The sequence below is a fragment of the Kitasatospora sp. NPDC089913 genome (genome assembly GCF_044748625.1).
Lineage (GTDB): Bacteria > Actinomycetota > Actinomycetes > Streptomycetales > Streptomycetaceae > Kitasatospora.
The window spans coordinates 26005-48784 of the sequence record NZ_JBIVGI010000018.1; the positions used below are offsets into that span (position 1 = coordinate 26005).

The following is a 22780-nucleotide window of genomic DNA, read 5'->3' on the forward strand; positions in this document are numbered from 1 at the left end:
CCGCTCGCTCATGACCCCGCGCCTCCCCGGCCTGCCGCGGGGGCACGGTCGAAGTCCTTCATCCGGTCCAGCACCCCGGCCGGGGTGGGCCGCTCCATCCGGTCCACCAGCCGGCCGTCGGCGAGGAACACCACCTCGTCCGCATAGCCGGCGGCGGTCGGGTCGTGGGTGACCATGACCACCGTCTGGCCCATCTCGTCCACCGCGCGGCGCATCAGCTCCAGCACCTCGGCGCCCGTCCGGGAGTCCAGGTTGCCGGTCGGCTCGTCCGCGAAGACCACCTCCGGACGGCCGGCCAGCGCCCGGGCCAGCGCGACCCGCTGCTGCTGGCCGCCCGACAGCTCGGTCGGCCGGTGCTCCAGCCGTTCCCGCAGGCCGACCGCGTCGATCAGGGTCTCCACCCACTCCCGGTCCACCTCGCCGCCGGCCAGGTCGACCGGCAGCGTGATGTTCTCCCGGGCGGTCAGCACCGGAACCAGGTTGAAGGACTGGAAGACGAAGCCGATCCGCTCCCGGCGCAGCAGGGTCAGCCTGCGGTCGTTGAGGTTCTCCAGCTCGGTGTCACCGATCATCGCGGTGCCGGCGGTCAGCCGGTCCAGCCCCGCCGCGCAGTGCAGCAGGGTGGACTTGCCGGAGCCGGACGGGCCCATGATCGCGGTGAGCCGGCCGGCCGGGAAGCCGACGGTCACGTGGTCCAGGGCGCGCACCTCGGTGCGGCCGATGCCGTAGACCTTGACCGCGTCGGCCACCCGGGCGGCCATCCGGTCGGTCCCGACCAGTTCGAGGGTCGGCGAGGTGGTCACTTGGTACCGCCCTGACCCGGCTTGCTGTCGTCCGGGCCGCCCTGGAGGTGCTCCAGCAGGGTGTCCCGCCGGGTGCGGTACTCCTCCTCGGTGATCTCGCCGTCGGCGTACCGGCGGGCCAGGCTCGCCAGCGGGGCCTCGGTGCCGCCGCCGGCCCAGGGGGGTCCGCCGCGCCAGCCCGGGCCGCCGCCCCAGGGGCCGCCCCACTGGCCGCCGGCCCACGGCGGGCCCCACGGCCCGCGCCGGCCGAAGCCGCGGCGGCGGAAGACGGTGAACACGGTGACCAGGACGATCAGCCAGAACAGCGGGAAGAGCAGGAACCACGGACCGGGGCCGCCCCCGTTCCAGGGACCCCAGCCCTCCCGGCAGTAAGCGTCGGCGAGCAGTGCGGTGCTCTGCATGTCGGTCAACTCCTCGGTGTGCCCCGCACGTTCGGACGGGGGCCGCGCCGGCCCCGGACGGTCTCCGAGGCCACCACGAGCTTCTCGCCGAAGGGGGGTCCGCCGCGTCCTCCGGGGAGCGGCACCGCGGGTACGACACCGGGAGTACGCCCCGGGGCGCGGGCTGCTCCCGGGCCTTCCGGGGCGGGCTTCAGAGCCAGCCGGGGCGGACCAGGCCGGACTCGTAGGCGAGGACGACCAGCTGGGCGCGGTCGCGGACGCCGAGCTTCACCATGGCGCGGCTGACGTGGGTCTTCGCGGTGAGCGGGCTGACCACCAGGCGGCGGGCGATGTCGTCGTTGCTCAGGCCCATGCCGACCAGGGTGAGCACCTCGCGCTCCCGGTCGGTGAGGGCGTCCAGCAGCTGCCCGCCGACGGAGGGCTCCCGGGAGCGGCTGGCGAACTCGTCGATCACCCGGCGGGTCACGCCCGGGGAGAGCAGCGAGTCGCCGACCGCGGCGACCCGGACGGCGCGCAGCAGGTCGGCCGGTTCGGTGTCCTTGGCGAGGAAGCCGGCCGCGCCCAGCCGCAGCGCCTCGAAGATGTACTCGTCCATCTCGAAGGTGGTCAGCACCACCACCCGGACGGCGGAGAGCTCGGGGCGGGAGCAGATCAGGCGGGTGGCCTCCAGGCCGTCGGTGCCGGGCATCCGGATGTCCATCAGCACGACGTCCGGCCGCAGCTCCTCCACCAGCCGGACGGCCGCCGCGCCGTCGTCCGCCTCGCCGACCACCTCGATGTCGGGCTGGGCGTCGAGCAGGGCCCGGAAGCCCGCCCGGACCAGGACCTGGTCGTCCGCCAGCAGTACTCGGATCATTCCGTCCGCTTCCCCTCGCTCGCCGCGCCCGGCCCCGCGGGGTCGGGCAGCCAGGCCCGGACCCGGAAGCCGCCGCCGTGCGGGCCGGTGGTCAGCTCGCCCGCGAAGGCCGCGGCCCGCTCGCGCATGCCCACCAGGCCGTTGCCGGAACCACCGCCGTCACCGCCGGCGGCCGGGCCCGGATCGTCCACCCGGAGCAGCAGCCCCGCCGGGGAGGACCAGTCCATCAGAACCGTGGCGCTCCGCGCGGCCGAATGGCGGATGACGTTGGTGAGCGCCTCCTGGACGATCCGGAACGCGGCCAGCTCCACCTGGGCGGGGAGCGGCCGGGCGGTCCCGACCGTGTCGACCGTGACGGCGAGCCCGGCGTGGCCGGCCTGGGTCACGAGTTCGGGCAGCCGGGCCAGGCCGGGGGCGGGGGTGCGCGGGGCCTGGCCGTCCGGGCCCCGCAGGGTGCCGAGCACCTGGCGCACCTCGCCCAGCGCCTCCTTGCTGGTCGCCTTGATCACGGTCAGCGCGGCCCGCACCTGGTCCGGGTGCTCGTCGATGAGCTCCAGCGCCACCCCGGCCTGGAGGTGGATCACCGAGATGGAGTGCGCCAGGATGTCGTGGAGTTCGCGGGCCATCCGCAGCCGCTCCTCGGCGGCGCGGTTCTCCTCGGCCTGCCGCCGGGCCAGCCGGCGGGCGGCGAGCTGCTCGCCGCGCGAGCGCATGATCTCGGCGCCGGCCAGGATCAGCAGCAGCCAGGCCGCCGCCCCGGCCTCCTGCCACCAGCTCGGGCCGGGCCCGGGGGCACGCTGCCAGCCGTGCGGCAGCAGGTGGGAGCTGGCCAGATGGATCAGGTAGCCGGCGCCGAGGGAGATCCAGGCCCACCACCGGCGGCCCCGGGCGAGCGCGCCGTAGACGGCGACGGCGAGGCTGAAGAACACCGGGCCGTACGGGTAGCCGGCCAGCAGGTAGCCGATGGTGACGGCGGTGACGCCGGCCACCACCGGGCCGGGGAAGCGGTCGCGCAGGAGCAGCAGGGCGGGCCCGAGCAGCAGCAGCGCGTAGCCGACCGCGTCGAGCGCGGCCCGGTCGGTCTGCTGGCGGGCGGCGGCGGTGGAGCCGACCACCTGGACCAGGGCCACCAGGACGGCGGAGAGCCTGGTCCAGGAGGGTCTGGTCCACGGCGGTCCGGGATAGGGGTCGTGGCCTGTGCTCACGTGGTCGGTGCTCATGAACGGGTAACGGTCACCGCCCCGGCGCCGCGCCCGCGGCCCGGTTGACGCGCGCGGCGCGGGCCTCGGCGGCCAGGCGCTTGCCCCGCGCGGTCATGCCCCAGGGCTTGACCACGGACAGCACGGTGGCGGTCAGGTAGATGGTCAGGGCCACCGAGGGGGCGATCACCAGCACGTGCGGGGCCCGGCCGTCCGGGGGTACGGTGCCGGCCGCGACCTGGCCGGCCGCGTCGTGGATGAAGGCGCGCAGGGCGAAGATCGAGGCCAGGGTGGCGGCCAGGGTGAGCCAGAACTTGGTGGCGACCCAGCGGTAGCGGAGCAGGCCCCAGGTGGTGCCGAGGGACAGCAGCACTCCGGAGAGCAACGAGAGCAGGCTGATCGGGATCAGCAGCCAGTCGGCGAAGATCTCCTGCGCCAGGTAGGCGGCGCGCACGGTGTCCGGGTTGTCGGAGAAGCGGCCGGCGATACCGAGGGCGAGCACACCGGCGGTCAGGCCGAGCCAGCCGACCGAGCAGGCGACGTGCACGGTCAGCCAGACCCGGCGGGCGTGCTTGGGCAGCCGCAGGCGCCCGGCGAGACCGGCCGGGGGCTCCGGCCGGTCGGCACGGTCGGCCGGGGGCCCGGCGGGGGCCGTCGGGGCCTCGGGGGTGTCGGCGGCGGGCGGACCAGGAGGTGTGGGCATCGGCTTGTGCTCCGGAGGGCGAGGGGCGACGCGGGCCACGGGCCGGCGGCCACCGGGTGGATGGTGTACGGCCGCCGGCCCACGGCTTGGGTGATCCACGGGATCACCCCCTACTCTGCCCGGCCGGGGTGGGCGGGGCATCGCACGGCGGGAGTAGCCGGCCGTACCGCCCGTTGAGTACGAACGGCGCGAGGTGCGGACGGCCGACGGCCGGGATCGTTCGGCGGACGGGCTGCGCGCGGGGTTCCGGACGGGCTCCGGACGGGCGGCGGCCGGACGGCGGACGGGCGGCGGACGGGCGGCGGACGGGCGGTCAGTAGGCGATCTCCACGACCTCGCGCCGCGCGGCCGGCTCCTGGAGCGCGGCGAGCAGGTAGTGCGCGAGGTCGGCGCGGGATATCGACCAGGCCCCGGGCAGCCGCCGGCCGACCGCCGTGCGGTAGCGGCCCCGGGCCCGGCCGCCGGTGAGCCGGGCGGCCCGGACCAGCGTCCAGTCCAGCTCGGTGTCCTCCAGCAGGAACCGCTCCATTCGCGCCATGTCGGCGTACGGCCGACGGAGCATCGGGTGCAGCACCCAGGAGGTGAGGGCCCGTTGGAACGGGGCGGCGCGCCAGGGCACCGGGCTCATGCTGGTGGTGGAGACGCACACGACCCGGGAGACGCCGGTGGCGCGCATGGCCTTGAGGATGTGGTCGGTGCCGGCCGAGTAGACCGTGGTGGCGGCCCGGCTGTAGCCGATGCCGAGCGCGGAGACCACCGCGTCCGCGCCCTCCACGGCGCGGGCCACCGCGTCCGGGTCGAGCACGTCGCCCTGCCGGATGGTGCTGGGGCGGGCGTCGGCCAGGGCCAGCGGGTCGCGGGCGAAGGCGACGGTGGAGTGCCCGGCCTCGGCGGCCAGCTCCAGGAAGTGGCGGCCGGTGCCACCGGTCGCGCCGAAGACGACGATGTTCACGGTGCGTTTCCCCCTCGATCGGCCTCGATCGGCCTTGGACGGCCTTGGACGGCCCGGGTCGGCCCCGGTCAGCCCCGGTCGGCCCCGGCGGCGGGTGCCCGGCCGGTGGCCGGCGCGCGGCCGGCCCGCGCCGCGGACGTGCCGCGGGCGGGCCGGCCCCCGCCGGGGGTCATCAGTTGGCCACCTCGACGCGCCGGCCGTAGGTGGCCGTGTCATCCAGATGGGTGACGATGTAGTCGGCCACGTTCGCCCGTGCGATGCGCGACGCCTTCGCGATGTGGCCGCCCACCACCGCCTGGTAGTTGGGAGTGGCCGGACCGTCGGTCAGCATCGGCACCCGGACGATCGTCCAGTCCAGCGGGCTGGCCTCGACCTCGTCCTCCATCCGGGCCAGGTCGAGGTGGATGTTCCGGTACACCCGGTCCACCACGAACTCGGCGACGAAGCGCTGCATCGCCGGCAGGTGCTTGGTCTCCAGACCGGCCGAGGACATGGTCACCAGCCGGCGCACCCCGCCCGCCCGGGCGGCGGCGATGACGTTGCGCGCACCCTCGGAGAACACCGTGGTCGTGGTGCGGGTGGTCACCCCCAGCGCGATCACCACGGCCTCCTTGCCGGCCAGCGGGCCGGTCAGCGAGTCCACGTCGAACACGTCCGCGCGGACCTTGCTCAGCCGCTCGTGCTCGATCGGCAGCTTCGCCGGGTCGCGCAGCAGCGCGGTGACGCTGTGCTTGTTCTCCAGGGCCTTCTCGACGAGCAGCCGCCCGGTCCGACCGGCCGCTCCCACCACGACGATCTCCATAATTTCCTCCTTGCCGGGGCCGGCGGCAACTGGGTGCCGCCGGCCGTGAGTTGACCTTCGCTACGCCGACTGGTCCTACGGTAGGGAAAAGGCGAGCAGAACGCCGCCCGCATTGCTCGGGTACTGCGGGTAGTACGCGGCCTGGACGTAGAGCATGCCGTCCGCGACCACCGCGCCGCCGCCACCGGAGAGCGCCGTGCCGTGCCCCGGCACACCGTTGACCGTGGTGAAGTCGCGGACCACGTCGTACTGCCAGAGCACGGCGCCGGTGGTGGCCGAGAAGACGCGCATCTTGCCGTCGGCGCCGCCCTCGTAGACCAGGCCCCGGGTGGCGGTCACCGCCGGGGTGAAGGCCCGCTGGCACAGCTCGGGGTTGGCGGCCGCGCCGCCCCACTGGCACCCGTCGGCCGGGCTCTCGGTCTGCCAGAGGATCGCCCCGGTCGCCGGGTCGAGCGCGTACAGGGTGCCCGGGTTGGCGAACCAGGTCGCGACGTAGAGCCGGGTGCCGTCGTAGCTGGTGCCCCACTGGATGCCGGAGCTGCCGCCCTTGGTGTTGGGGTCGGCGACCACCGCGCGGTCCCAGACCTTGGCGCCGGTCAGCGCGTCGTAGACGTGGTAGACGCCGTTCTTCTGGCCGATGCCGATCACCCGGCGGTGGCCGATGCTGAAGACGTTGGCGCTGGCGCCGAAGTCCCAGTCGTGATCGGTGCCGTTGGCCTTGCTGGGGCAGTAGGCGTCGGCGCCGGGGATGCCGCAGGCGACGGTGAAGGTGTCCGGGAAGACCTCCTGGGACCGCCAGCGCACGTTGCCGTTGCGGGCGTCCAGGGCGAGCACCGAGTCGGTGTCGCCGGCCGCGCCGGTGTAGTTCTGGCCGGTGCCGACGTAGATGGTGCCGGTCTCCCGGTCGACCACCGGGGAGCTCCACACGGCGACGCCGGAGGGCTCGTAGCGGGCCGCGCCGTTGGGCCAGGTGCCGACCTGCTGCGGCTGCGGGGTGGTCCAGTGCCGCCAGCTCAGCTGTCCGGTGTACGCGTTGACGGCGACCACCGAGCCGCGGAAGGTGCAGCACGGGTAGGTCAGGTCGAAGGTGGCGCCCGACTCCTTGCTGGACACGCCCACGTAGACCTGGCCGTTGTAGACCAGCGGCGAGCTGGTGATCTGGGCCTGCGGGTGGGTGTCCAGCTTCAGCGACCAGCGCAGGGCGCCGGTGCGGCGGTCGAGCGCGTACAGGTAGCCGCGGTTGTCACCGAAGTAGACGGTGTTGCCCTCGACGGCCGGGCTGCTGCGGACCGGGTCCGGGTTGGTGGCCGAGTGGGCGCCGGCCACCGGCGTGACGTCGAAGGTCCAGCGCGCCGCGCCGGTCCTGGCGTCCATGGCGTGGAAGGTGCCCTCGGCACCGCCGACGTAGAGGGTGCCGTCCACCACGGCGGGCTGGCTGCCGAGGTAGACGCCCTGGACCTTCTCGTGGCCGAAGGCCCACTTGAGGCCGAGGTTGCCGACGGTGGCCGGGGTGATCCGGCTCTCCTGGCCGTTGAACCGGCTGCCGGCCTGGTCGAACTGCCAGCTGCTCCAGTTCGCCGGGGGGCGGGGGCGGGACTCGGTGTCCTCGGCGCCCGCGCCGTTGGTGGCGGCGAGCAGGACGAGGGCGGTCAACAGGGCCACCAGGGCGGTGCCGAAACCGGCCGCCCGGGACCGTCTCGGCTGGGGCTGGGACTGGGACACGTGGATCAACTCCTCGGTGAGGGCGCGTGGTTCACGTACGGTCCGGGGTGCCGGGAAGCCCGGCGGTGACCTCCGCATGGGAGAGCACGGCGGCGCAGTCCAGCTCGCCGAGGCCCGCCTCGGCGGCAGCGACGAGGGTCTCGTGGGTGGCGTCGCAGACCGGGGTCGCGACACCGAGGCGCCCGGCCTCGGCGGTGGCCAGCCGGAGGTCCTTGCGCATCAGGTCGAGCCGGAACTGCGGCTCGCCGTAGGCCCGGCGGCGCATCACACCGGCCTTGTACTTCATCACGGGCGAGCTGAAGCCGCTCTCACTGATCATCGAGAGGGCCAGCTCGCGGTCGATGCCGGCCCGCTGGGCCAGCGTCACCGACTCGGCGAGCACCTGCATCTCGACGCCCATCAGCACATTCAGCATCACCTTGGCGGTGGCGCCGAGGCCGCTCGGGCCGAGGTGGCGGATCTCCTTGGCGAGCGGCTCCAGTACGGCGCTCAGCCGCTCGAAGGTCTCCGCGGACCCGCCGACCATGAAGCGCAGTTCGCCGTCCTTGGCGTGCTGGCCGTTGCCGATGATGCAGGCGTCCACGGCGCTGCGGCCGCGGCCGGCGACCCGCTCGGCCACCGACCGGGCGAAGTCCGGGGAGACGGTGCTGGTGTCCATCACGATGCCGTGGGCGGGCAGCGTCTCCAGCACCCCGCCGGCGCCGAACAGCTGCTCCTCGACGGCGGCCTCGGAGGCCAGGCTGAGCAGCACCACGTCCACCTGCGAGGCCAGTTCGGCCGGGGTGGCGGCGACCACGGCGCCGCGAGCGGCGAACGGGGCGGCGCGCTCGGGGGTGCGGTTGTGGACCACGATCCGGTGGCCCTGGTCGAGCAGGCGGGAGGCCATGCCGCCGCCCATGACGCCGAGACCGATGACACCGATCCTGGTCGCCGGGGGTATGCCGGGGGCGGCGGCGGGCGGGAGGTCCCGGGAGAGTGCACGCCGCCGGCTGGGTATGTCGGCCATGGAGTCGACCCGCTTCCTGGTGGGCTGGTCGCGCCGGTACTCCCGGCGCTCGGAGTGCGGCGGGGAAGGCCGTGCCAGACACCCCGCCCCACCGCGGCCGGGGTGCCGACTGCCCGTCCAGCCTAGCGGGTGAACACTCACTCCGCGACGGCTTTCGGCGTCCGTTTCGAGCCGTATCCGATGCTGACGTGCTATCAGTTCAGGCCCCGGACAAGCCTCCTCCCCCACCGCCGGGGGTAACGGTGGGGGAGGAGGGGCTGTCGGGGCGGACGCCGGTCGGTCGACCGGGCGGAGCGGCGGCCGTCAGCCGGCCGCGGTCTCCGGTCGTCCGCCCGCGGGACCGGCGTGCCCGGGCTGACCGCCCTGGCCACCCTGGCCGGCCGGGGCGCCCTGGCCCTGGCCCTGCCACTGGCCGCCGCCGGCGGGAGCACCCTGGCCCTGACCGCCGCCCTGGCCTCCCTGGCCGCCCTGGCCCTGCCACTGGCCGCCGCCCTGGCCCTGCTGCTGGCCACCGGGGCCGCCCTGGCCGCCCTGGCCCTTGCCACCGGGCGCGCCCATCGGCGCCCGCATCGGACGCTCCTTGAGGAAGACCACGACCAGGGCGCCGAGCAGCGCGATGATCATGCCGATCAGGTAGACCGTGTGCAGCGACTCGGCCAGCGCCGAGGCCACGCCGTCGCGCACCTCGGGCGCCTGCGCCCGGACCTTGGCCGGCGAGGTCAGCAGACCGTCCGTGCCGAGCCGCGCCAGCGCCTCGGCCGGGACCTTCTTCGGCAGCTGGTCGCGCAGCTGGGCGTTGAGGATGGCACCGAAGACGGTCACACCCATGGCGCCACCGAGCGAGCGGAAGAAGTTCGCCGCGGCGGTCGCCACACCCAGCTGGCGCATCTCGACGGAGTTCTGGACCGCCGCGATGAGCACCTGGGTGACCAGACCGAAGCCGATGCCGAAGACCGCCAGGAAGCCGCCCGCGGCCACCTGGGACGAGTCGGCCTTGAGGGTCGACATCAGGTACAGGCCGACCGCCATGATCAGCAGACCCGCGATCGGGAACATCTTGTACTTGCCGGTCGCCGCGACGACCTTGCCCGAGACGGTCAGGCTGACCACGGTCGCGATCATCAGCGGGACCAGCAGCAGGCCGGACTCGGTGGCGGTGTCCCCGTTGGCGACCTGGAGGAAGAGCGGGGTGTAGACGGTCGCCACGAAGAGCGAGATCGAGGCGAGGAAGAGGCCGACGGTGGCCACCAGGATGACCGGGTCCTTGAACAGCTCCAGCGGGACGACCGGCTCGCTGGCCCGCTTCTCCTGCAGGACGAAGCCGACCAGCAGCACCGCGGCGAGCACCAGCAGGCCGATGATCTGGACCGAGCCCCACGAGTACTGGTCGCCGGCCCAGACCGAGACCAGCAGGATCGCGACGATGGCGGAGCTGAGCAGCGCCGAACCGAGGTAGTCGAGCTGCTTCTTCTGCTTGTTGACCGGCAGCTTCAGCACCGAGCTGACGACCAGCAGCGCGACCGCGCCGATCGGCAGGTTGATGTAGAAGATCCACGGCCAGGACAGGTGGTCGACGAAGGCGCCGCCGATCAGCGGGCCGACCACACCGGCGATCACGAAGCAGGACTGCGCGTAGCCCTGCCACTTGCCGCGCTCGCGGGGCGGCACCAGTTCGGCGATCAGGGCCATGGCCAGCGCCATCAGACCACCGGCGCCGAGACCCTGGAGGGTGCGGAAGCCGATCAGCTGGCCGATGTTGGCGGACAGGCCGGACAGCGCCGAGCCGAGCAGGAAGATCGTGATCGCCGACTGGAACATCAGCTTGCGGCCGTAGAGGTCGCCCAGCTTGCCCCAGAGCGGCGTGGCCGCGGTGGCGGCCAGCATGTAGGCGGTGATGACCCACGCCAGGTGGGTCACGCCGCCGAGGTCACCGGCGATGGTCGGCAGGGCCGTCGCCACGATCGTCTGGTCCAGGGCTGCCAGGAACATGGCAAGCACCAGGGCGGCAAAGATCGTCAAGAAGGTTTTACGTGGCACTTCCGGGGCGGGTGCAGCGTACGGGGCGCTCATTGGGTACTCCTTGAGAGGCGTCCGCCGGCTCGGAGACCTTGCTCCGAGCTTGAATTCGTATAGACTATACAATCAAAATAAGCCGTCAAGAGCCAACGTCAAGGGCGGCCGCGGCCGCCCGGAAGGGCAGCTAACGATGAGCCAACTCCAGGGGAAGATCGCGCTCGTGACCGGTTCTACCTCGGGCATGGGGGCCGCCGCCGCACTGGCGCTGGCCGCCGCCGGGGCGCACGTCGTGGTCTCCGGCCGCCGGGCCGAGCTGGGCAACGCCGTGGTGGAGCGGATCCGGGAGAAGGGCGGGCAGGCGGACTTCGTCGCCGCCGATGTCACCGTCGAGGATGACGTCGCCCGCCTGGTGGGTACCACGGTCGAGCGACACGGTCGCCTCGACATCGCCTTCAACAACGCCGGCGGCGGCGGGGCCTTCGGCCCGCTGGACCGGGTCCCGGCGGACGCCTTCGCCGCGGTGATCGCGGTCAACCTCGTCGGCACCTACCACTCGCTGAAGCACGAGATCGCCGCCATGCGGGCGAGCGGCGGCGGCAGCATCATCAACAACGCCTCCACCGCCGGTGTCCAGGGCACCGCCTTCGGCCTGGGCGCGTACACCGCGGCCAAGCACGGTGTGGTCGGCCTGACCCGGGCCACCGCGCTGGAGGCCGGCCCGGCGGGCATCCGGGTCAACGCGCTGATCACCGGCCCGGTCGACACCGAGGACTTCCGCCAGCGGGTCGGCGGGCAGCCGGGCGCGCTGGAGCGGGCCGGCGCGGCCACCGCCCTGGGGCGGATCGCGACCGAGGAGGAGGTCGCCCACGCGGTGGTCTTCCTCGGCAGCGACGCGGCCAGCTTCGTCACCGGCTCGCTGTTCGGGCTGGAGGGCGGCATGACGGCCGGCGTCACCGCCGGGACGATGGGGCGGCCCGGCGGCGGCCAGGGCGGTCCCGGTGCACAGGGCGGTCCCGGTGCTCAGGGCGGCCAGGGCGGTCCCGGCGCTCAGGGCGGGCCGGGCGCCGGGCGTCCCGGCGCGAACTGACCGGAACCGGACGCACCGGGGCCCGTTCGCCACTCGCGCCATTGCCAGCAATCCACCCTCCGGCTATTTTTTCGATATGTTCGTAAAAACCACGAGGAACACCGAAGAGTTCATCTCGGAAACCGGTGGGTGGATTGCCGGCAACCCCGTCGAGAATTCCATCCTGCTGACCATGCTGGCCGGCGCGAAATTCCGCCCGCCGACCGCCCCGCCGATAGCCTGGAGCCGGGTCGAGGACCCGGCCTCGGACACGGCGCCGGTGGTCGGCGTCGCGGCGTTCACGGCGCCGCACCTGGTCGTGCTGAGCGGGATGCCGGCGGCCGCCGCGGCCGCGCTCGGCGCCGAACTGGGCGCCGGGCCCGACCTCCTGCCCGGCGTGATCGGGCCGGACGCGGCGGCCGCCGCGTTCGCCGCGGCCTGGTCCGAGGCCACCGGCCGGCCGGTCCGGGCCGATCGCCGCGAGCGGATGCTGTGCCTGGACGGCGCGGTCACCACCGACGGCCGGCCGGCCCCGGACGGGCAGTCCAGGGCCGCCCGCGAGGAGGAGGCGGAGCTGTTCACCGACTGGTGCCTGGAGGCCGCGCACGGCGCCGGACTCAGCCGGGAGATGGCCTCGCGCTCCGTCCGGGGCCAGATCGCCGGCGGCCTGCTGCGGGCCTGGGAGCTCGACGGCGAGCCCGTCGCGATCCTCGGCCGGACCGCCGCCGTCGCGGGCGTGGTGCGCTACGGCCCGCTCTACTCGAAGCCCGACGTCCGGCGCGGCGGGTACGCCCGGGCGCTGCTCGTCGAGTCCTCGACCGAGGTGCGGGCCGAGGGGCTGTTCGGCATGGCGGTCACCGCCGAGGGCAACGACACGGTCCAGGGGCTGTTCGGCTCGCTCGGCTACCGGTCCCGCGGCGGCCTGTCGGAATTCCGGTTCGACTGAGTGGCGCAATCCCTCCGGGAAATACCCGGAGGGAAAACCGCGGGCCCGGATCCGATGTCGGATCCGGGCCCTCTCGCAATACGTCGGAAATTCTCCGGGACGGCCCGGAGGAATTCTCCCCCGGGCCGTCCCGAGCGTCCGGTCAGTCCAGCGGGTCGGGGTCCGGCACGGCCTCGAGCAGTGCGAAGGCCGTCCCGGTGGACACCACCCGGTTGAGCCGGTAGCCGCCGCGCCGGAAGACCTCGGCGAACTGCTCCTCGGTGCGGACCTCGCCGCTCATGGTGACCAGCATGACCAGGTCGAAGTTCTTCACGAACCTCGGCACGCCCTCGCGGTGCACCAGCTCCGCCGCGACGAAGCGGGCGCCCGGCGAGGCCTCCCGGCACTTGCGCAGCAGCCGGACCAGCGCCTCGTCCGGCCAGGAGTGCCAGACCTGCTTGGTGACGTAGGCGCCGATGCCGGCCGGGACCCCGGCGAAGAAGTCGACCGGCTCGAAGTCCAGCCGGCCCTGCTCGGCCAGCTTGGCGACGTCGGGCTGGGTCCTGGCCTGCTCGATGACGCTCGGCAGGTCGGCCAGCACGCCGCGGGCGAGGGAGTCGTACTTGTGCAGGATCGCGGCCAGGTAGGTGCCCTGCCCGCCACCGAGGTCGCAGACCGCGCCGGCCTCGGCGAACTCGGGGTACGCCGACACCAGGGCGTCGGAGAGCGCGTCGGTGAAGTCCGTCATCGCCTGGTTGAACGTCGCCGCGGCGGACGGGTTCTTCTGCAGCCAGGGCCAGAGCGCGGTGCCGTGCACCTTCTCGAAACCGGGCTTCCCGGTGGCCAGGCTGTGGTCCAGCGCGCCCCAGGAGGCCCAGAGCCACTCGGCGCCGACCATCCGGGCCATCGCGTCCATCGAACCGGGCACGCCGGGACGGAGCAGTTCGGAGAGCTCGGTGTTGGCGAAGACGCCGGGCTCGACCTCCTCGAACACGCCGTCCTCGGTGAGCAGCGCGAGCACCTTGGCCAGCGGGCCGGCGGTCACTCCGGCGCGCTCGGCGAGGTCGGCCACCGGCAGCGGGCCCTCGGCCAGCAGCTCGGCGAGCCTGAACTCGGCGGCCAGCGCCAGGCAGCGCGGGGTCGACGGGAACATCAATTCGGAGAGGAACACCGCGCCGGCCGAAGCAGGGGCGGTCTGGGGAACGGCGGTCATGGGGTGAGGCCTCCCTGCGGGGACCGGGGCGGGGGCGGACGGCGCCCCCGGCCCGAGGTCAGCGGTCATGGGTGGACGGGCCGGACGGCCCCGCACCGGGCGGCCCGGACGGGCCGGGCCGCCCGGCGGTTGCGCAAGGCCGGGGCTCAGCCCAGCAGGGCGAAGGCGAAGCCACCGCCGGGGTTGGCCATGAACTTGTTGGTCGGCGGGATCTCACCGCCGGCCGCGATGCCGATGGCCGGGCCGGACAGCGCGATCCGGGACGGGGTGGGAACGATCTGGACCTGGCCGGCGGCCAGCTGGCCCCAGTTGTTCCAGCCCCAGCCCTGCACCGAGCCGTCGGCCAGCAGCGCCAGCGCGTGCCCGCCGTTGCCGGGGGCCGCGTCGGTGCCGCCGCCGCTGACGGAAACGGCCTTGACGCCGGTCAGGCCCGGCACCGGGGCCGGCACCGCGCGGTCGGCCGTGGTGCCGTCGCCGAGCTGGCCGCCGTCGTTGAGGCCCCAGGCCCAGACGGTGCCGTCGGCCAGCAGCGCCACCGTGTGGTGGTAGGCGCCGACCAGCTGGGTGACCGAGCGCAGGCCCGCGACCTTCTGCGGGGCGGCGCGGTCCTCGGTGGTGCCGTCGCCGAGCTGGCCGCGGTCGTTGAAGCCCCAGACCGAGGCGGTGCCGTCGGCGTGCACGACCATGCTGTGACCGCCGCCGGCGCTCAGCCTGACGGCCGGCTCCAGGTTCTCGATCACGGCCGGGCGCGGCCGGCAATCGAAGGAGGCGGTCATGTAGGAACGGACGATCCGGCCCTCGCGGGTCGAACCGGGACCGTCGCCCAGCTGGCCGCGGTCGTCGCGGCCCCAGGACCAGACGGTGCCGTCGGCCTTGAGCGCGAGGTTGTGCGCGCCGCCGACCGCGAGCTCGACCACGTCCTCCAGGCCGTCGACCCGGACCGGGACCGGCTGCACACCGAAGTTGGCCTCGCCGAGGGCGCAGAAGAAGCCGGCGCCCCAGGCCCAGACGGTGCCGTCCTCCAGCAGGGCGGCGGTGTGGCCGCCGCCCGCGCCGACCGAGCGGACCCGGCCGGGCAGGCCGACGGTGCGGACCGGGGTGGCCTGGTTCTCGGTGGAGCCGTCGCCGAGCTGGCCGAAGGCGTTGCGGCCGAAGCCCCAGAGCTCGCCGTCGCCGGTCAGGGCGAGGGCGTGGCCGCTGCCGGCCGCCACCTTGACCACGTTCTCCAGGCCCTTGATGTCCTGCGCGGTGGTCCGGTTGACCGTCCCGCCGTCGCCGAGCTGGCCGTTGGTGTTGTCACCCCAGCTGCTGATGATGCCTGCCATGATGATGCGACCTCTCAATAGTCGGGGGGCGGTCAGGCCCAGAACTGGTCGACGGCGTACTGGTCCTCGGGGTAGGTCCAGAACTCGGCGATCAGGCCGTCCTGGATCCGCGCGACGTTGACGAAGGGCATCTCCAGGCTCTTGCCCTCACGCTCGTACCGGGTGAAGACGGTGGCGAAGGCGAACGAGTCGCTCGCGCCGATCTCGTGGATCTCCATCGTGATCCGGCCCTGGCAGATCTCGAACATCCGGCCGGCGAAGGCCAGTGCGGACTCGATGCCCTCGTGCGCGCCGGACAGCTCGCTGGTGCCCGGGTAGTAGTGCACGCAGTCCTTGGTCCAGTAGCTGGCCGCCTTCTGCACGTCGCCCACGGTGAACGCGGCGTACACCGCTTCCATGAGCTTGGCGTTGGGGTGGTCGACGACCTTCATGACGTTCCTCCTGTAGCTGTACGACGGTGCGATGCGGGGCCGTGCGGTGGAGCGGCGTCGCTCGGCACGGTGCGGACCGGCGTCCCTCGACGCGGTGGAACCGGCTTCGCTCGACGCGGTTGTGACGGATCGTCAGTTGGCGGCGCGACGGACGATGTCGACCAGGGTCTGCCGGTCCGGGGCGGGGAACGGCGGGGGGCCGCCCGCGACCGCCTGCTTGACCCGCAGCCGGATCTCCTCGTCCTCGTACAGGCCGGCCGGGTTGTCGAGCGACATCATGGTGCGGACCAGCCGACGCCAGACCACCTCGTCGGTGCCGGCCGCCTCGGCGACGGTGCCGAAGGTGAGCACGTCCGGCGGCAGCGGCGGCAGCTGCTGGCCGGCCACGGTGGCCCGCCAGAGCCGGGCGCGGCCCGCGTCGTTGCGGACGGCGTCCTCGAACCACGGCCGGAAGGTCCGCCCGGCCAGGCCGGCCGCCAGCGCGGCCTGCTCGGCGTCCGGCTCCGGGTGCTCGCGCACCAGGTCGGCCAGGCCGAGCACATGGGCGATGGCCAGCGAGACGCCGCGGCCGAACGCCGGGTTGGTGGTGCAGACGGCGTCGGCGACCGGGAGGAAGCCGGGCACCGGCTGGGCGTCCTGCCCGTACAGCTTCAGCGAGTTGTCCAGGCCCGCCATCGCGTGCACCGGCGAGATCGGGTCGGAGGCCTCCGGCGACACCCAGGGGGCGAGCAGCGGGGTGGCCCGGACCACGGCGGTGAAGACGTCCTCGGCCCGCATCTGCTTCAGCTCGGTGTCGTCCGGCAGGATGCCGAACGAGATGGCGAAGGTGTTGTTGTCGCCGAGGAACATCACACCGGTGTAGTGGTCCCAGAGCCCGCCGGCGCCGAAGCCCCGGTTGAGCGGACCGACCGGGCGCGGGCCGTGCGCGCGGTAGTAGCGGGTGTAGTAGGTGATGTCGGCGCTCTGCGCGACGAGTTCCGGCTCGGCCAGGCCGTGCTCGCGCAGCCACTCGTGGCCCTGCGAGCGGCGGCCGCTGGCGTCGATCACCAGATCGGCGGCGATGGTGCGGCCGTCCTTGGTGACCACACCGGTCACCCGGGCCGGGCCGCGGTCGGCGACGGTCAGACCGCGGACCGTCTCGCCCCGGCGCAGCGAGATGCCGGGCTTGCGCAGCGCCTCCTGGCGCAGGACCAGCTCGAAGGTGGTCCGTCGGCTGCCGAGCATCCGCAGCTCGGCGTCGGCCGGGTGCGGCGTCTTGTCGGCCAGGGTCGGCGGCATGGCCTTGCCGAGCTCGATCTCCCGCACGCCGGCCGCGACCAGCGCCTGGTAGACGGAGGGCAGCCGCTCGCGCAGCAGGTTGGTGCCGAGCGAGCCGAAGGCGTGCGAGTGGTGGAGCTGCGGCACGGTCGGCCGCTGCCAGTCGCCGTGCGCCTCGTCGACGCTGTCGGGGGCCTCGTTGGCGTCCCGCTCCAGCACGGTGACGTCGTGCCCCAGGTCGGCGAACGCCAGCGCGGCCACCAGGCCGGCGACGCTGCCGCCGATGATCAGAGTCCGTGTCATGACCTCACCCCGCGGTGGTAGGAGTGGAAAGGCCCGCCTTCGGGGTGTCCCGCGAGGTCTCGGCCTTGATGTGGAAGCGGATGGACTTCGCGTCGCTGAAGCACTCGCGCATCGGGCGCACCAGGTCCCGGTGCTCCTCGGTCCGCTCCCAGGCGACGAAGTCGTCCAGCGAGCGCCACTCGCTGGTGATCAGCCACTGCTCCGGGTCGGTGGAGGACTGGCAGACCTGGTCGCGCACGTGTCCGGGGACGCCCTCGGCGACCAGGTGGCGGATCTGCTCGTACGCCTTGAGGAAGTCCTCCCGACGCTCCTCCTTGACGGTGATGAGGAAGAGCACGCGGCCCTGTGCCGCGCCCTCGTCGACCGGCATGACGGTCTCCTTCCGGGTCGTGGTGCTCGTGGGTGGTCGTGCTGCGTACCGCTCGTGGGTGTCAGGAGTGCGCGCGCAGCAGGACGGCGCTGTTGAAGCCGTCGAAACCGCGGGCGCCGATCAGCGCGGTGCGCACCTCGGCGGCCTGCTCCTCGCGGACGAAGGCCAGGTCGCAGCCGTCCGCCGGACGGGCCGGGCCGGCCGAGGGCGGGATCAGGCCGTTGTCCATGGCGAGCACCGCGGTGGCCGCGTCCAGGGCGCTGCCGCCCTGGTAGAGCCGGCCGGTGAGCGGCTTCTGGGTGGTGACGGCGGCCGGGCCGGTGTCGCCGAAGACCGCGCGCAGCGCCTCGGCCTCGGTGCGGTCGTAGGCGGGCAGGCCCACCGCGTCCGGGAAGGTCACGTCGACGTCCCCCGGGGCGAGGCCGGCCCGTTCGACCGCGGTGCCGAGCGCCCGGGCGTACTGGCGGACCGAGCCGGAGCCGGTCCGGCTGGAGGCGACGGCGTCCTGGGTGGCGGACCAGCCGGCGATCTCGGCCCGGATCCGGGCGCCGCGGGCGAGCGCGTGCTCGAGGTCCTCGACCACGAAGACCACCCCGCCCTCGCCCGGGACGAAGCCGGCCGCCCGCTCGTCGAACGGCAGGTAGGCCTCGGCCGGGTCGGAGCCGGTGTAGAGCCGGCCGCTGCGCTGCTGGCAGGCGAGCGCGTACGGGCCGAGCGGAGCCTCGGTGCCGCCCGCGAGCACCACGTCGGCGCCCCGGCGGACCAGCCGGGCGGCGTGGGCCAGCGAGTCCAGGCCGCCGGCGCCCTCCGAGACGAGGACGCTGGACGGGCCCTTGGCCTGGTGCTTGATGGCCAGCTGCCCGACGGTCGCGGCGTAGAACCAGGCGATCGACTGGTAGGCGCCGACGGTCCGCGAGGTGTCCGGCTGCCAGAGCCGCTGGAGCTCGCGCTGACCGAACTGGTTGCCGCCGGAGGAGCTGGCGAGCGCCACCGACAGCTTGTACGGCTCGACCGTGGCCGGGTCCAGCTCGGCCTCGCCGAAGGCCAGTTCGGCCGCCGCGTACGCGAGGTGGGTCCACCGGTCGGTCTGCACCTGGAGCCGGCGCTCGACGTACCGGTTGACGTCGAAGTCCGGGACCTCGCCGGCCAGCGTGGTCTCGTACGGGCCGGCGTCGAAGAGCGTGATCGGAGCGATCCGGCTCTCGCCGCCGCAGACCGACTTCCAGTGCGCCTCGCTGCCGATGCCGCTCGGCGCGACCACGCCGATGCCGGTGATGACGGCACGTCGTGCGCTCATCGGCCCCTCCCCAGCTTGGCGAAGAGCATCGCGGACTGGAAGCCGCCGAAGCCGCTGCCGACCGAGAGCGCCGCGCCGACCCGCACCTCGCGGGCGGTGTTGGGCGTGTAGTCGAGGTCGCACTCGGGGTCGCGGTTCTGCCAGTTGGCGGTCGGCGGGACGACCCCGCGGTCGACGGCCAGCGCGCAGGCGGCCATCTCGATCGCGCCGATCGCGCCCAGCGAGTGGCCGACCATCGACTTGATCGAGCTGATCGGCACCCCGTAGGCGGCGTGGCCGAGCGAGCGCTTGAAGGCGCCGGTCTCGTGCCGGTCGTTCTGGCGGGTGCCGGAGCCGTGGGCGCTGATGTAGCCGATGTCCTCGGGGTTCAGCCGGGACTGGCGCAGCGTCTCGGTGATCGCCTCGGACATCTCCAGGCCGTCCGGGCGCAGACCGGTCATGTGGAAGGCGTTGCCGCGGTTGGCGTAGCCGACCACCTCGCAGTAGATCCGGGCGCCGCGCCGGCGGGCGTGCTCCAGCTCCTCCAGGACGAGCACCGCGCAGCCCTCGCCCAGCACGAAGCCGTGCCGGTCCCGGTCGAACGGCCGGGAGGCGTGCGCCGGGTCGTCGTTGTCCGGGGTGGTGGCCTTGATGGCGTCGAAGGAGGCGACGGTGACCGGGGAGATCGGGGAGTCCGAGGCGCCGGTGATCATCACCTCGGCCTCGCCGTCCACCAGCAGCTGGTAGGCGTGGCCGATGGCGTCGATGCCGGAGGTGCAGCCGGTGGAGACGACCACCGCCGGGCCGTGCGCCCCGTGCCGGACGGCCACGTCGGCGGCCAGGCTGCTCGGGATCAGTCCCTGGTAGAGGAACGGGCTCGTCACGTCGGGGTCGACCAGCCAGTTGCGGCCGGAGTCACTGGCGACGACGAACTCGTCCTCCAGGACGATGGTGCCGCCGACCGCCGAGCCGAGCACCACACCGGTGGCTTCCCGGGTGCGCTCGTCGAGCTCGAGACCGGCGTCGAGCACCGCCTCCTGGGAGGCGGCCAGCGCGAACTGCACGTAGCGGTCGGCCCGGCGCAGCTCGAGCGGGGTGAGGCCGGCGGCGACGGGGTCGAAGTCGGCCTCGGCGGCGATCTGCGAGCGGAACGCCGAGGGGTCGAAGGCGGAGATCCGACGGGTCGCGGTGCGGCCCGAGGTGATCAGTTCCCAGAAGGTCTCGCGGGTGGTGCCGCCGGGGGCCACCACGCCGATCCCGGTGACCACGACGCGGCGGTCACCCGTGGACGGGGAAGCGGTCATCGCTCCCCCAGCACTATGTGGCCCTCGGCCTTGGTGCCCGGGCCGTCCTCGGTGTCGACGTGGCCGAGCTCGGGGGACGGCGCCAGCGGGCCGAGGTGGAAGACCGCGAAGGCCTCCTCGGAACCGGTGTTGCGCAGCCGGTGGCGGATGTCCTTGGGGATCAGCACGCCCTGGCCGGCGAACAGCTCGAACGGCTTGTCGTCCAGGTCGAGGGTCAGCTCGCCGCGGACGAGCAGCAGGAACTCCTCGCTGTACGGGTGGTAGTGCTCGGTGATCCGCTCGCCCGGCTGGAGCCGCGCGGTCCCCATGAAGCCGGAGGTCGCGCCGCAGGTGGCGGGCGAGAGCACCGCGCGGGTCTCGCCGCCGCGCTTGCGGTTGGCGGGGACGTCGTCGGCGGAAATGATGCGGATGTTCCTGGCGGCCACGGCGCTCACTCCTTCTCGGCGGGGACGGCGGTGGAACCGGCGGCGAGGGCCTCGACCTTCTGCCGGATGATCTCCAGCTGCACGGGCGAGTTGATGTTCAGCCGCTCGGTCATGCCCTGGTCGTCGACCGGGGCGACGGGCTTCATGGAGAAGTCCTGGATCCAGGTCATCCGGACGCCGCCCTCGGGCAGCTCCTCGTAGCGCCAGTGGATCTGCATGTAGGCGAACGGGCCGGTCTCCACCCGGTGGGCGTGGACGGTGCGGTCGGCGACGTTGACGGTGCGGTCGCTGACCCAGCTCCAGATCCGGCCCTCCTCGTCCGGGTGCATGGTGAGCCGGAACCGGACGGTCTCGCCGCGGCGCTCGACGATCTCGGCGGACGCGTACTCGGTGAACAGCTGCGGCCAGCCGGCGACGTCGTTGGTGACGTCCCAGACGAGCTTGAGCGGGGCCTGGATGACGATGCTGTTCTCGGTGTGTCCGGCCATCGCTCAGCCCACCGCCCCGGCGGTCTGCAGCTCGGCGACGATCTGGTCGACGCTGAGGGCGACGGCGCCGTCCGGGACCTTCAGGCCGTAACGGTCGGCGATCACCGCCTCCAGCTCGAGCACGGCCAGCGAGTCGAGGCCGAGCTCCTCCAGGGGGACGTGCCGGGAGCCCTCGAACACGTCCGGCGCCGCGCCGGCGCTGGTGATGAGGACGTTCTCGATCTCCTCCGCGGTGACGACAGTGGTCGTCCCGCCGGCCTGGTGGTCGGTCATGGTGCTGCCTCTCGTTTCTCCGGTGTAGGGACTGCTCCTGGGCCTCGCGGCGCGGCCGTACGGGGTGAACGGGTCCCCGTTCGGCCGGCGCCGCCGGCGGAGGGCGGGCTCACCGACCGCCGGTGCCGGACTCCCAGGTGTAGAAGCACTGGGCGACCGCGTCCTGCGGCGAACGCCAGGTGGGCAGGTAGGGGGAGATGAACGGGGTGAGCCGTTCGCTGACCCGGGCGAACTCCGGGTGGCGGCGGGCGGCGTCGACCGCCTCCTGACCCGGGTCGTCGGTCTCCAGCAGGTGGACGTAGGCATCGCCGAGCTTGTACAGCGAGCGGTGGGTGACGCCGGCGAGACGCGGAAGTTCGGTCTGGTCGGACTCACCGAACACGCGGGCGACGTCGCCCTCCGCGCCGGGCAGCATCCGGGCGATGATCAGTGTGCGGTGCATGCGGGCTCCCCTCGGGGTACGGGCTCTCTCGGACTCTCGGACTCTCGGACCCACCGACTCGCGCGGGCTCTTCCGGGCCGGCGTTCGGTGCCTCGGTCCGGCGCCGCGGCTTCAGTGCTGCGGGCGGCCGACCGGCTGGATGGCGCCGATGTCGAGCAGGATCCGGGGCACGTTGTCGCCGATCCAGGACTCGACGACGCGGCCGTCGACGATCCGGTGGCAGGACATCTCGTGCACGGTGACCGGCTTGCCGGTCGGCGGGATGTCGAACAGCTGCCCCTGGTGGGTGCCGCGGGTGGTGAACCGGGCGTAGACCCGGTCACCGTCGCCGGCCACGTCCTCCACGGTCACGTGGACGTCCGGGAAGGCGTTGCGCCAGAGCAGCACGGCCTCCCGGAAGGAGTCCGGGCCGGGGGGCATCGGGGGCAGGCCGGGGGCGTGCACCACGTAGTCCTCGGCGAAGCGGTCACCGATGGCGGAGAGGTCGCCGTCGTTGAACGCCCGCTCGGTCAGGTTGCGGATGAGGGCCTTGTTGGCCTCCACCACGCTCTCGCTGGACGAGGTCATGACAGTCCTTTGCTCGGCGGACGACCCCGGCCGAAACACGGCCGAGGGCGGTCCGGGTGGGCGTGGGGCGACGGCCGGCCCGGGAAACGGGGAGGCTCCGGGAGCCGGCCGGTGCGCGCTGCGGCGCGAGGTGCGGGGAGCGGGCCGGTCAGATGAGCGAGGCGAGCACGAAGCAGGCCGCCGCGCCGATCGCGCCCATGGTCCGGGTCTCGTGCGCCAGGTGCCAGCGGCGGCGCTTGCCGCGCCACGCGGCATCGGTGTCGCGGTACGGGCTCCAGCGCTCGATCTGGCGCCAGATCGGCCGGTTGACGCCCTCGGAGGCAACCGCGACGGTCGCCATGCCGACGGTGCCGGCCGCGTACAGCACCTTGGCCACCTTGCTCTCCGACCGGACGGCCTTGGTGGCGCCGACAGCGGCGGTGGCCAGGCCGTTCCAGAAGGCGATCGGGTGGAACACGTGCATGTCGATCAGCTGGCAGGTGTTGACGTACCGGTCGTAGGGCAGGGAGTTGAGCATCGGCAGGATCGAGGTCTTCATGATCCAGAGCGTGCCGAGCTGAACGCTGGACGAGGTAACCAACCAGACGTCCGAATTATCCTTCATGTCCTTCATATCGATTCCTCGAATCGATCCGGGATCGCGGAATGTCCGCCG

At 73.5% G+C, this 22780-nt stretch carries 25 protein-coding genes; 2 read left to right on the plus strand and 23 right to left on the minus strand.

All coding sequences use genetic code 11. The features are described 5' to 3' along the window. Positions 1-8: 8 nt before the first annotated feature. The 10 genes from ACIPYS_RS25430 to ACIPYS_RS25475 form a co-directional block, all read right to left on the minus strand. Positions 9-761: an ABC transporter ATP-binding protein gene (locus tag ACIPYS_RS25430; RefSeq protein ID WP_093864855.1), complete on the minus strand. Its 753-nt coding sequence runs from the start codon at positions 759-761 to the stop codon at positions 9-11. A gap of 38 nt (positions 762-799) precedes the next feature. Next, positions 800-1204: an SHOCT domain-containing protein gene (locus ACIPYS_RS25435; RefSeq protein ID WP_400749905.1), complete on the minus strand. Its 405-nt coding sequence runs from the start codon at positions 1202-1204 to the stop codon at positions 800-802. A gap of 190 nt (positions 1205-1394) precedes the next feature. Beyond that, positions 1395-2060: a response regulator transcription factor gene (locus ACIPYS_RS25440; RefSeq protein WP_093860227.1), complete on the minus strand. Its 666-nt coding sequence runs from the start codon at positions 2058-2060 to the stop codon at positions 1395-1397. Continuing rightward, positions 2057-3280, minus strand: coding sequence for a sensor histidine kinase (locus tag ACIPYS_RS25445; RefSeq protein WP_093860228.1), 1224 nt, complete (start codon positions 3278-3280; stop codon positions 2057-2059). Before ACIPYS_RS25445 ends, ACIPYS_RS25440 begins: the two co-directional genes overlap by 4 nt. 13 nt (positions 3281-3293) lie before the next feature. Continuing rightward, entirely contained in the window at positions 3294-3962 is a 669-nt protein-coding gene (locus tag ACIPYS_RS25450) for a DUF2269 domain-containing protein (RefSeq protein ID WP_400749909.1), read from the minus strand. 313 nt (positions 3963-4275) lie between these two features. Continuing rightward, entirely contained in the window at positions 4276-4914 is a 639-nt protein-coding gene (locus tag ACIPYS_RS25455) for an NAD(P)-dependent oxidoreductase (RefSeq protein WP_030396577.1), read from the minus strand. Positions 4915-5086: 172 nt separating this feature from the next. Further along, positions 5087-5716: an NAD(P)-dependent oxidoreductase gene (locus tag ACIPYS_RS25460; RefSeq protein WP_093860229.1), complete on the minus strand. Its 630-nt coding sequence runs from the start codon at positions 5714-5716 to the stop codon at positions 5087-5089. A 75-nt stretch (positions 5717-5791) separates the two neighbouring features. Further along, complete coding sequence (locus ACIPYS_RS25465) at positions 5792-7438, minus strand: PQQ-binding-like beta-propeller repeat protein (RefSeq protein ID WP_400749912.1); 1647 nt, start codon at positions 7436-7438, stop codon at positions 5792-5794. A gap of 31 nt (positions 7439-7469) precedes the next feature. Continuing rightward, positions 7470-8444, minus strand: coding sequence for an NAD(P)-dependent oxidoreductase (locus ACIPYS_RS25470; protein WP_078896849.1), 975 nt, complete (start codon positions 8442-8444; stop codon positions 7470-7472). A gap of 303 nt (positions 8445-8747) precedes the next feature. Then, positions 8748-10463, minus strand: a complete 1716-nt coding sequence (locus ACIPYS_RS25475) for an MDR family MFS transporter (protein ID WP_400749915.1) — start codon at positions 10461-10463, stop codon at positions 8748-8750. A gap of 187 nt (positions 10464-10650) precedes the next feature. Between ACIPYS_RS25475 and ACIPYS_RS25480 the strand changes: the two genes are divergently transcribed. Together ACIPYS_RS25480 and ACIPYS_RS25485 are read left to right on the plus strand one after the other, a co-directional pair. Then, positions 10651-11547, plus strand: a complete 897-nt coding sequence (locus ACIPYS_RS25480; RefSeq protein ID WP_400749918.1) for an SDR family NAD(P)-dependent oxidoreductase — start codon at positions 10651-10653, stop codon at positions 11545-11547. Positions 11548-11719: 172 nt separating this feature from the next. Beyond that, positions 11720-12472: a GNAT family N-acetyltransferase gene (locus tag ACIPYS_RS25485; protein ID WP_400749920.1), complete on the plus strand. Its 753-nt coding sequence runs from the start codon at positions 11720-11722 to the stop codon at positions 12470-12472. A 142-nt stretch (positions 12473-12614) separates the two neighbouring features. On the opposite strand, the gene ACIPYS_RS25490 is transcribed toward ACIPYS_RS25485, so the two are convergent. The 13 genes from ACIPYS_RS25490 to ACIPYS_RS25550 form a co-directional block, all read right to left on the minus strand. After that, on the minus strand, positions 12615-13664 hold the full coding sequence (locus ACIPYS_RS25490) for an ArsR family transcriptional regulator (protein WP_093860234.1): 1050 nt from the start codon (positions 13662-13664) through the stop codon (positions 12615-12617). Between the two features lie 146 nt (positions 13665-13810). Next, positions 13811-14989, minus strand: coding sequence for a hypothetical protein (locus ACIPYS_RS25495; RefSeq protein WP_093860235.1), 1179 nt, complete (start codon positions 14987-14989; stop codon positions 13811-13813). Between the two features lie 32 nt (positions 14990-15021). Next, the gene (locus ACIPYS_RS25500) at positions 15022-15420 is read right to left on the minus strand and encodes a nuclear transport factor 2 family protein (RefSeq protein WP_030301365.1); all 399 of its coding nucleotides are present in this window, start codon (positions 15418-15420) and stop codon (positions 15022-15024) included. 132 nt (positions 15421-15552) lie between these two features. Further along, positions 15553-16980 (minus strand): NAD(P)/FAD-dependent oxidoreductase, encoded by a 1428-nt coding sequence (locus tag ACIPYS_RS25505; RefSeq protein ID WP_093860236.1) that lies wholly within the window; start codon positions 16978-16980, stop codon positions 15553-15555. Positions 16981-16984: 4 nt separating this feature from the next. Further along, positions 16985-17350 (minus strand): antibiotic biosynthesis monooxygenase, encoded by a 366-nt coding sequence (locus tag ACIPYS_RS25510; RefSeq protein WP_030396587.1) that lies wholly within the window; start codon positions 17348-17350, stop codon positions 16985-16987. 61 nt (positions 17351-17411) lie between these two features. Beyond that, complete coding sequence (locus ACIPYS_RS25515) at positions 17412-18647, minus strand: beta-ketoacyl synthase N-terminal-like domain-containing protein (protein ID WP_093860237.1); 1236 nt, start codon at positions 18645-18647, stop codon at positions 17412-17414. After that, positions 18644-19930, minus strand: coding sequence for a beta-ketoacyl synthase (locus ACIPYS_RS25520; RefSeq protein WP_093860238.1), 1287 nt, complete (start codon positions 19928-19930; stop codon positions 18644-18646). The genes ACIPYS_RS25515 and ACIPYS_RS25520 overlap by 4 nt, the downstream gene beginning before the upstream one ends. Then, positions 19927-20355, minus strand: a complete 429-nt coding sequence (locus ACIPYS_RS25525; RefSeq protein ID WP_045942344.1) for a cupin domain-containing protein — start codon at positions 20353-20355, stop codon at positions 19927-19929. The genes ACIPYS_RS25520 and ACIPYS_RS25525 overlap by 4 nt, the downstream gene beginning before the upstream one ends. Positions 20356-20360: 5 nt before the next feature. Then, a complete protein-coding gene (locus ACIPYS_RS25530; RefSeq protein WP_030396591.1) occupies positions 20361-20843 on the minus strand; it encodes an SRPBCC family protein in 483 nt (160 codons plus the stop codon). A gap of 3 nt (positions 20844-20846) precedes the next feature. Further along, positions 20847-21116 carry an acyl carrier protein gene (locus ACIPYS_RS25535; protein ID WP_030301380.1) on the minus strand — a complete coding sequence of 90 codons (270 nt, stop codon included), beginning with the start codon at positions 21114-21116 and terminating at the stop codon, positions 20847-20849. Between the two features lie 109 nt (positions 21117-21225). Further along, the gene (locus ACIPYS_RS25540; RefSeq protein ID WP_093860239.1) at positions 21226-21558 is read right to left on the minus strand and encodes a TcmI family type II polyketide cyclase; all 333 of its coding nucleotides are present in this window, start codon (positions 21556-21558) and stop codon (positions 21226-21228) included. A 111-nt stretch (positions 21559-21669) separates the two neighbouring features. Beyond that, on the minus strand, positions 21670-22125 hold the full coding sequence (locus ACIPYS_RS25545) for an ester cyclase (RefSeq protein WP_030301382.1): 456 nt from the start codon (positions 22123-22125) through the stop codon (positions 21670-21672). A 148-nt stretch (positions 22126-22273) separates the two neighbouring features. Next, a complete protein-coding gene (locus ACIPYS_RS25550) occupies positions 22274-22738 on the minus strand; it encodes a DUF1772 domain-containing protein (protein ID WP_231978553.1) in 465 nt (154 codons plus the stop codon). Positions 22739-22780: the final 42 nt, after the last annotated feature.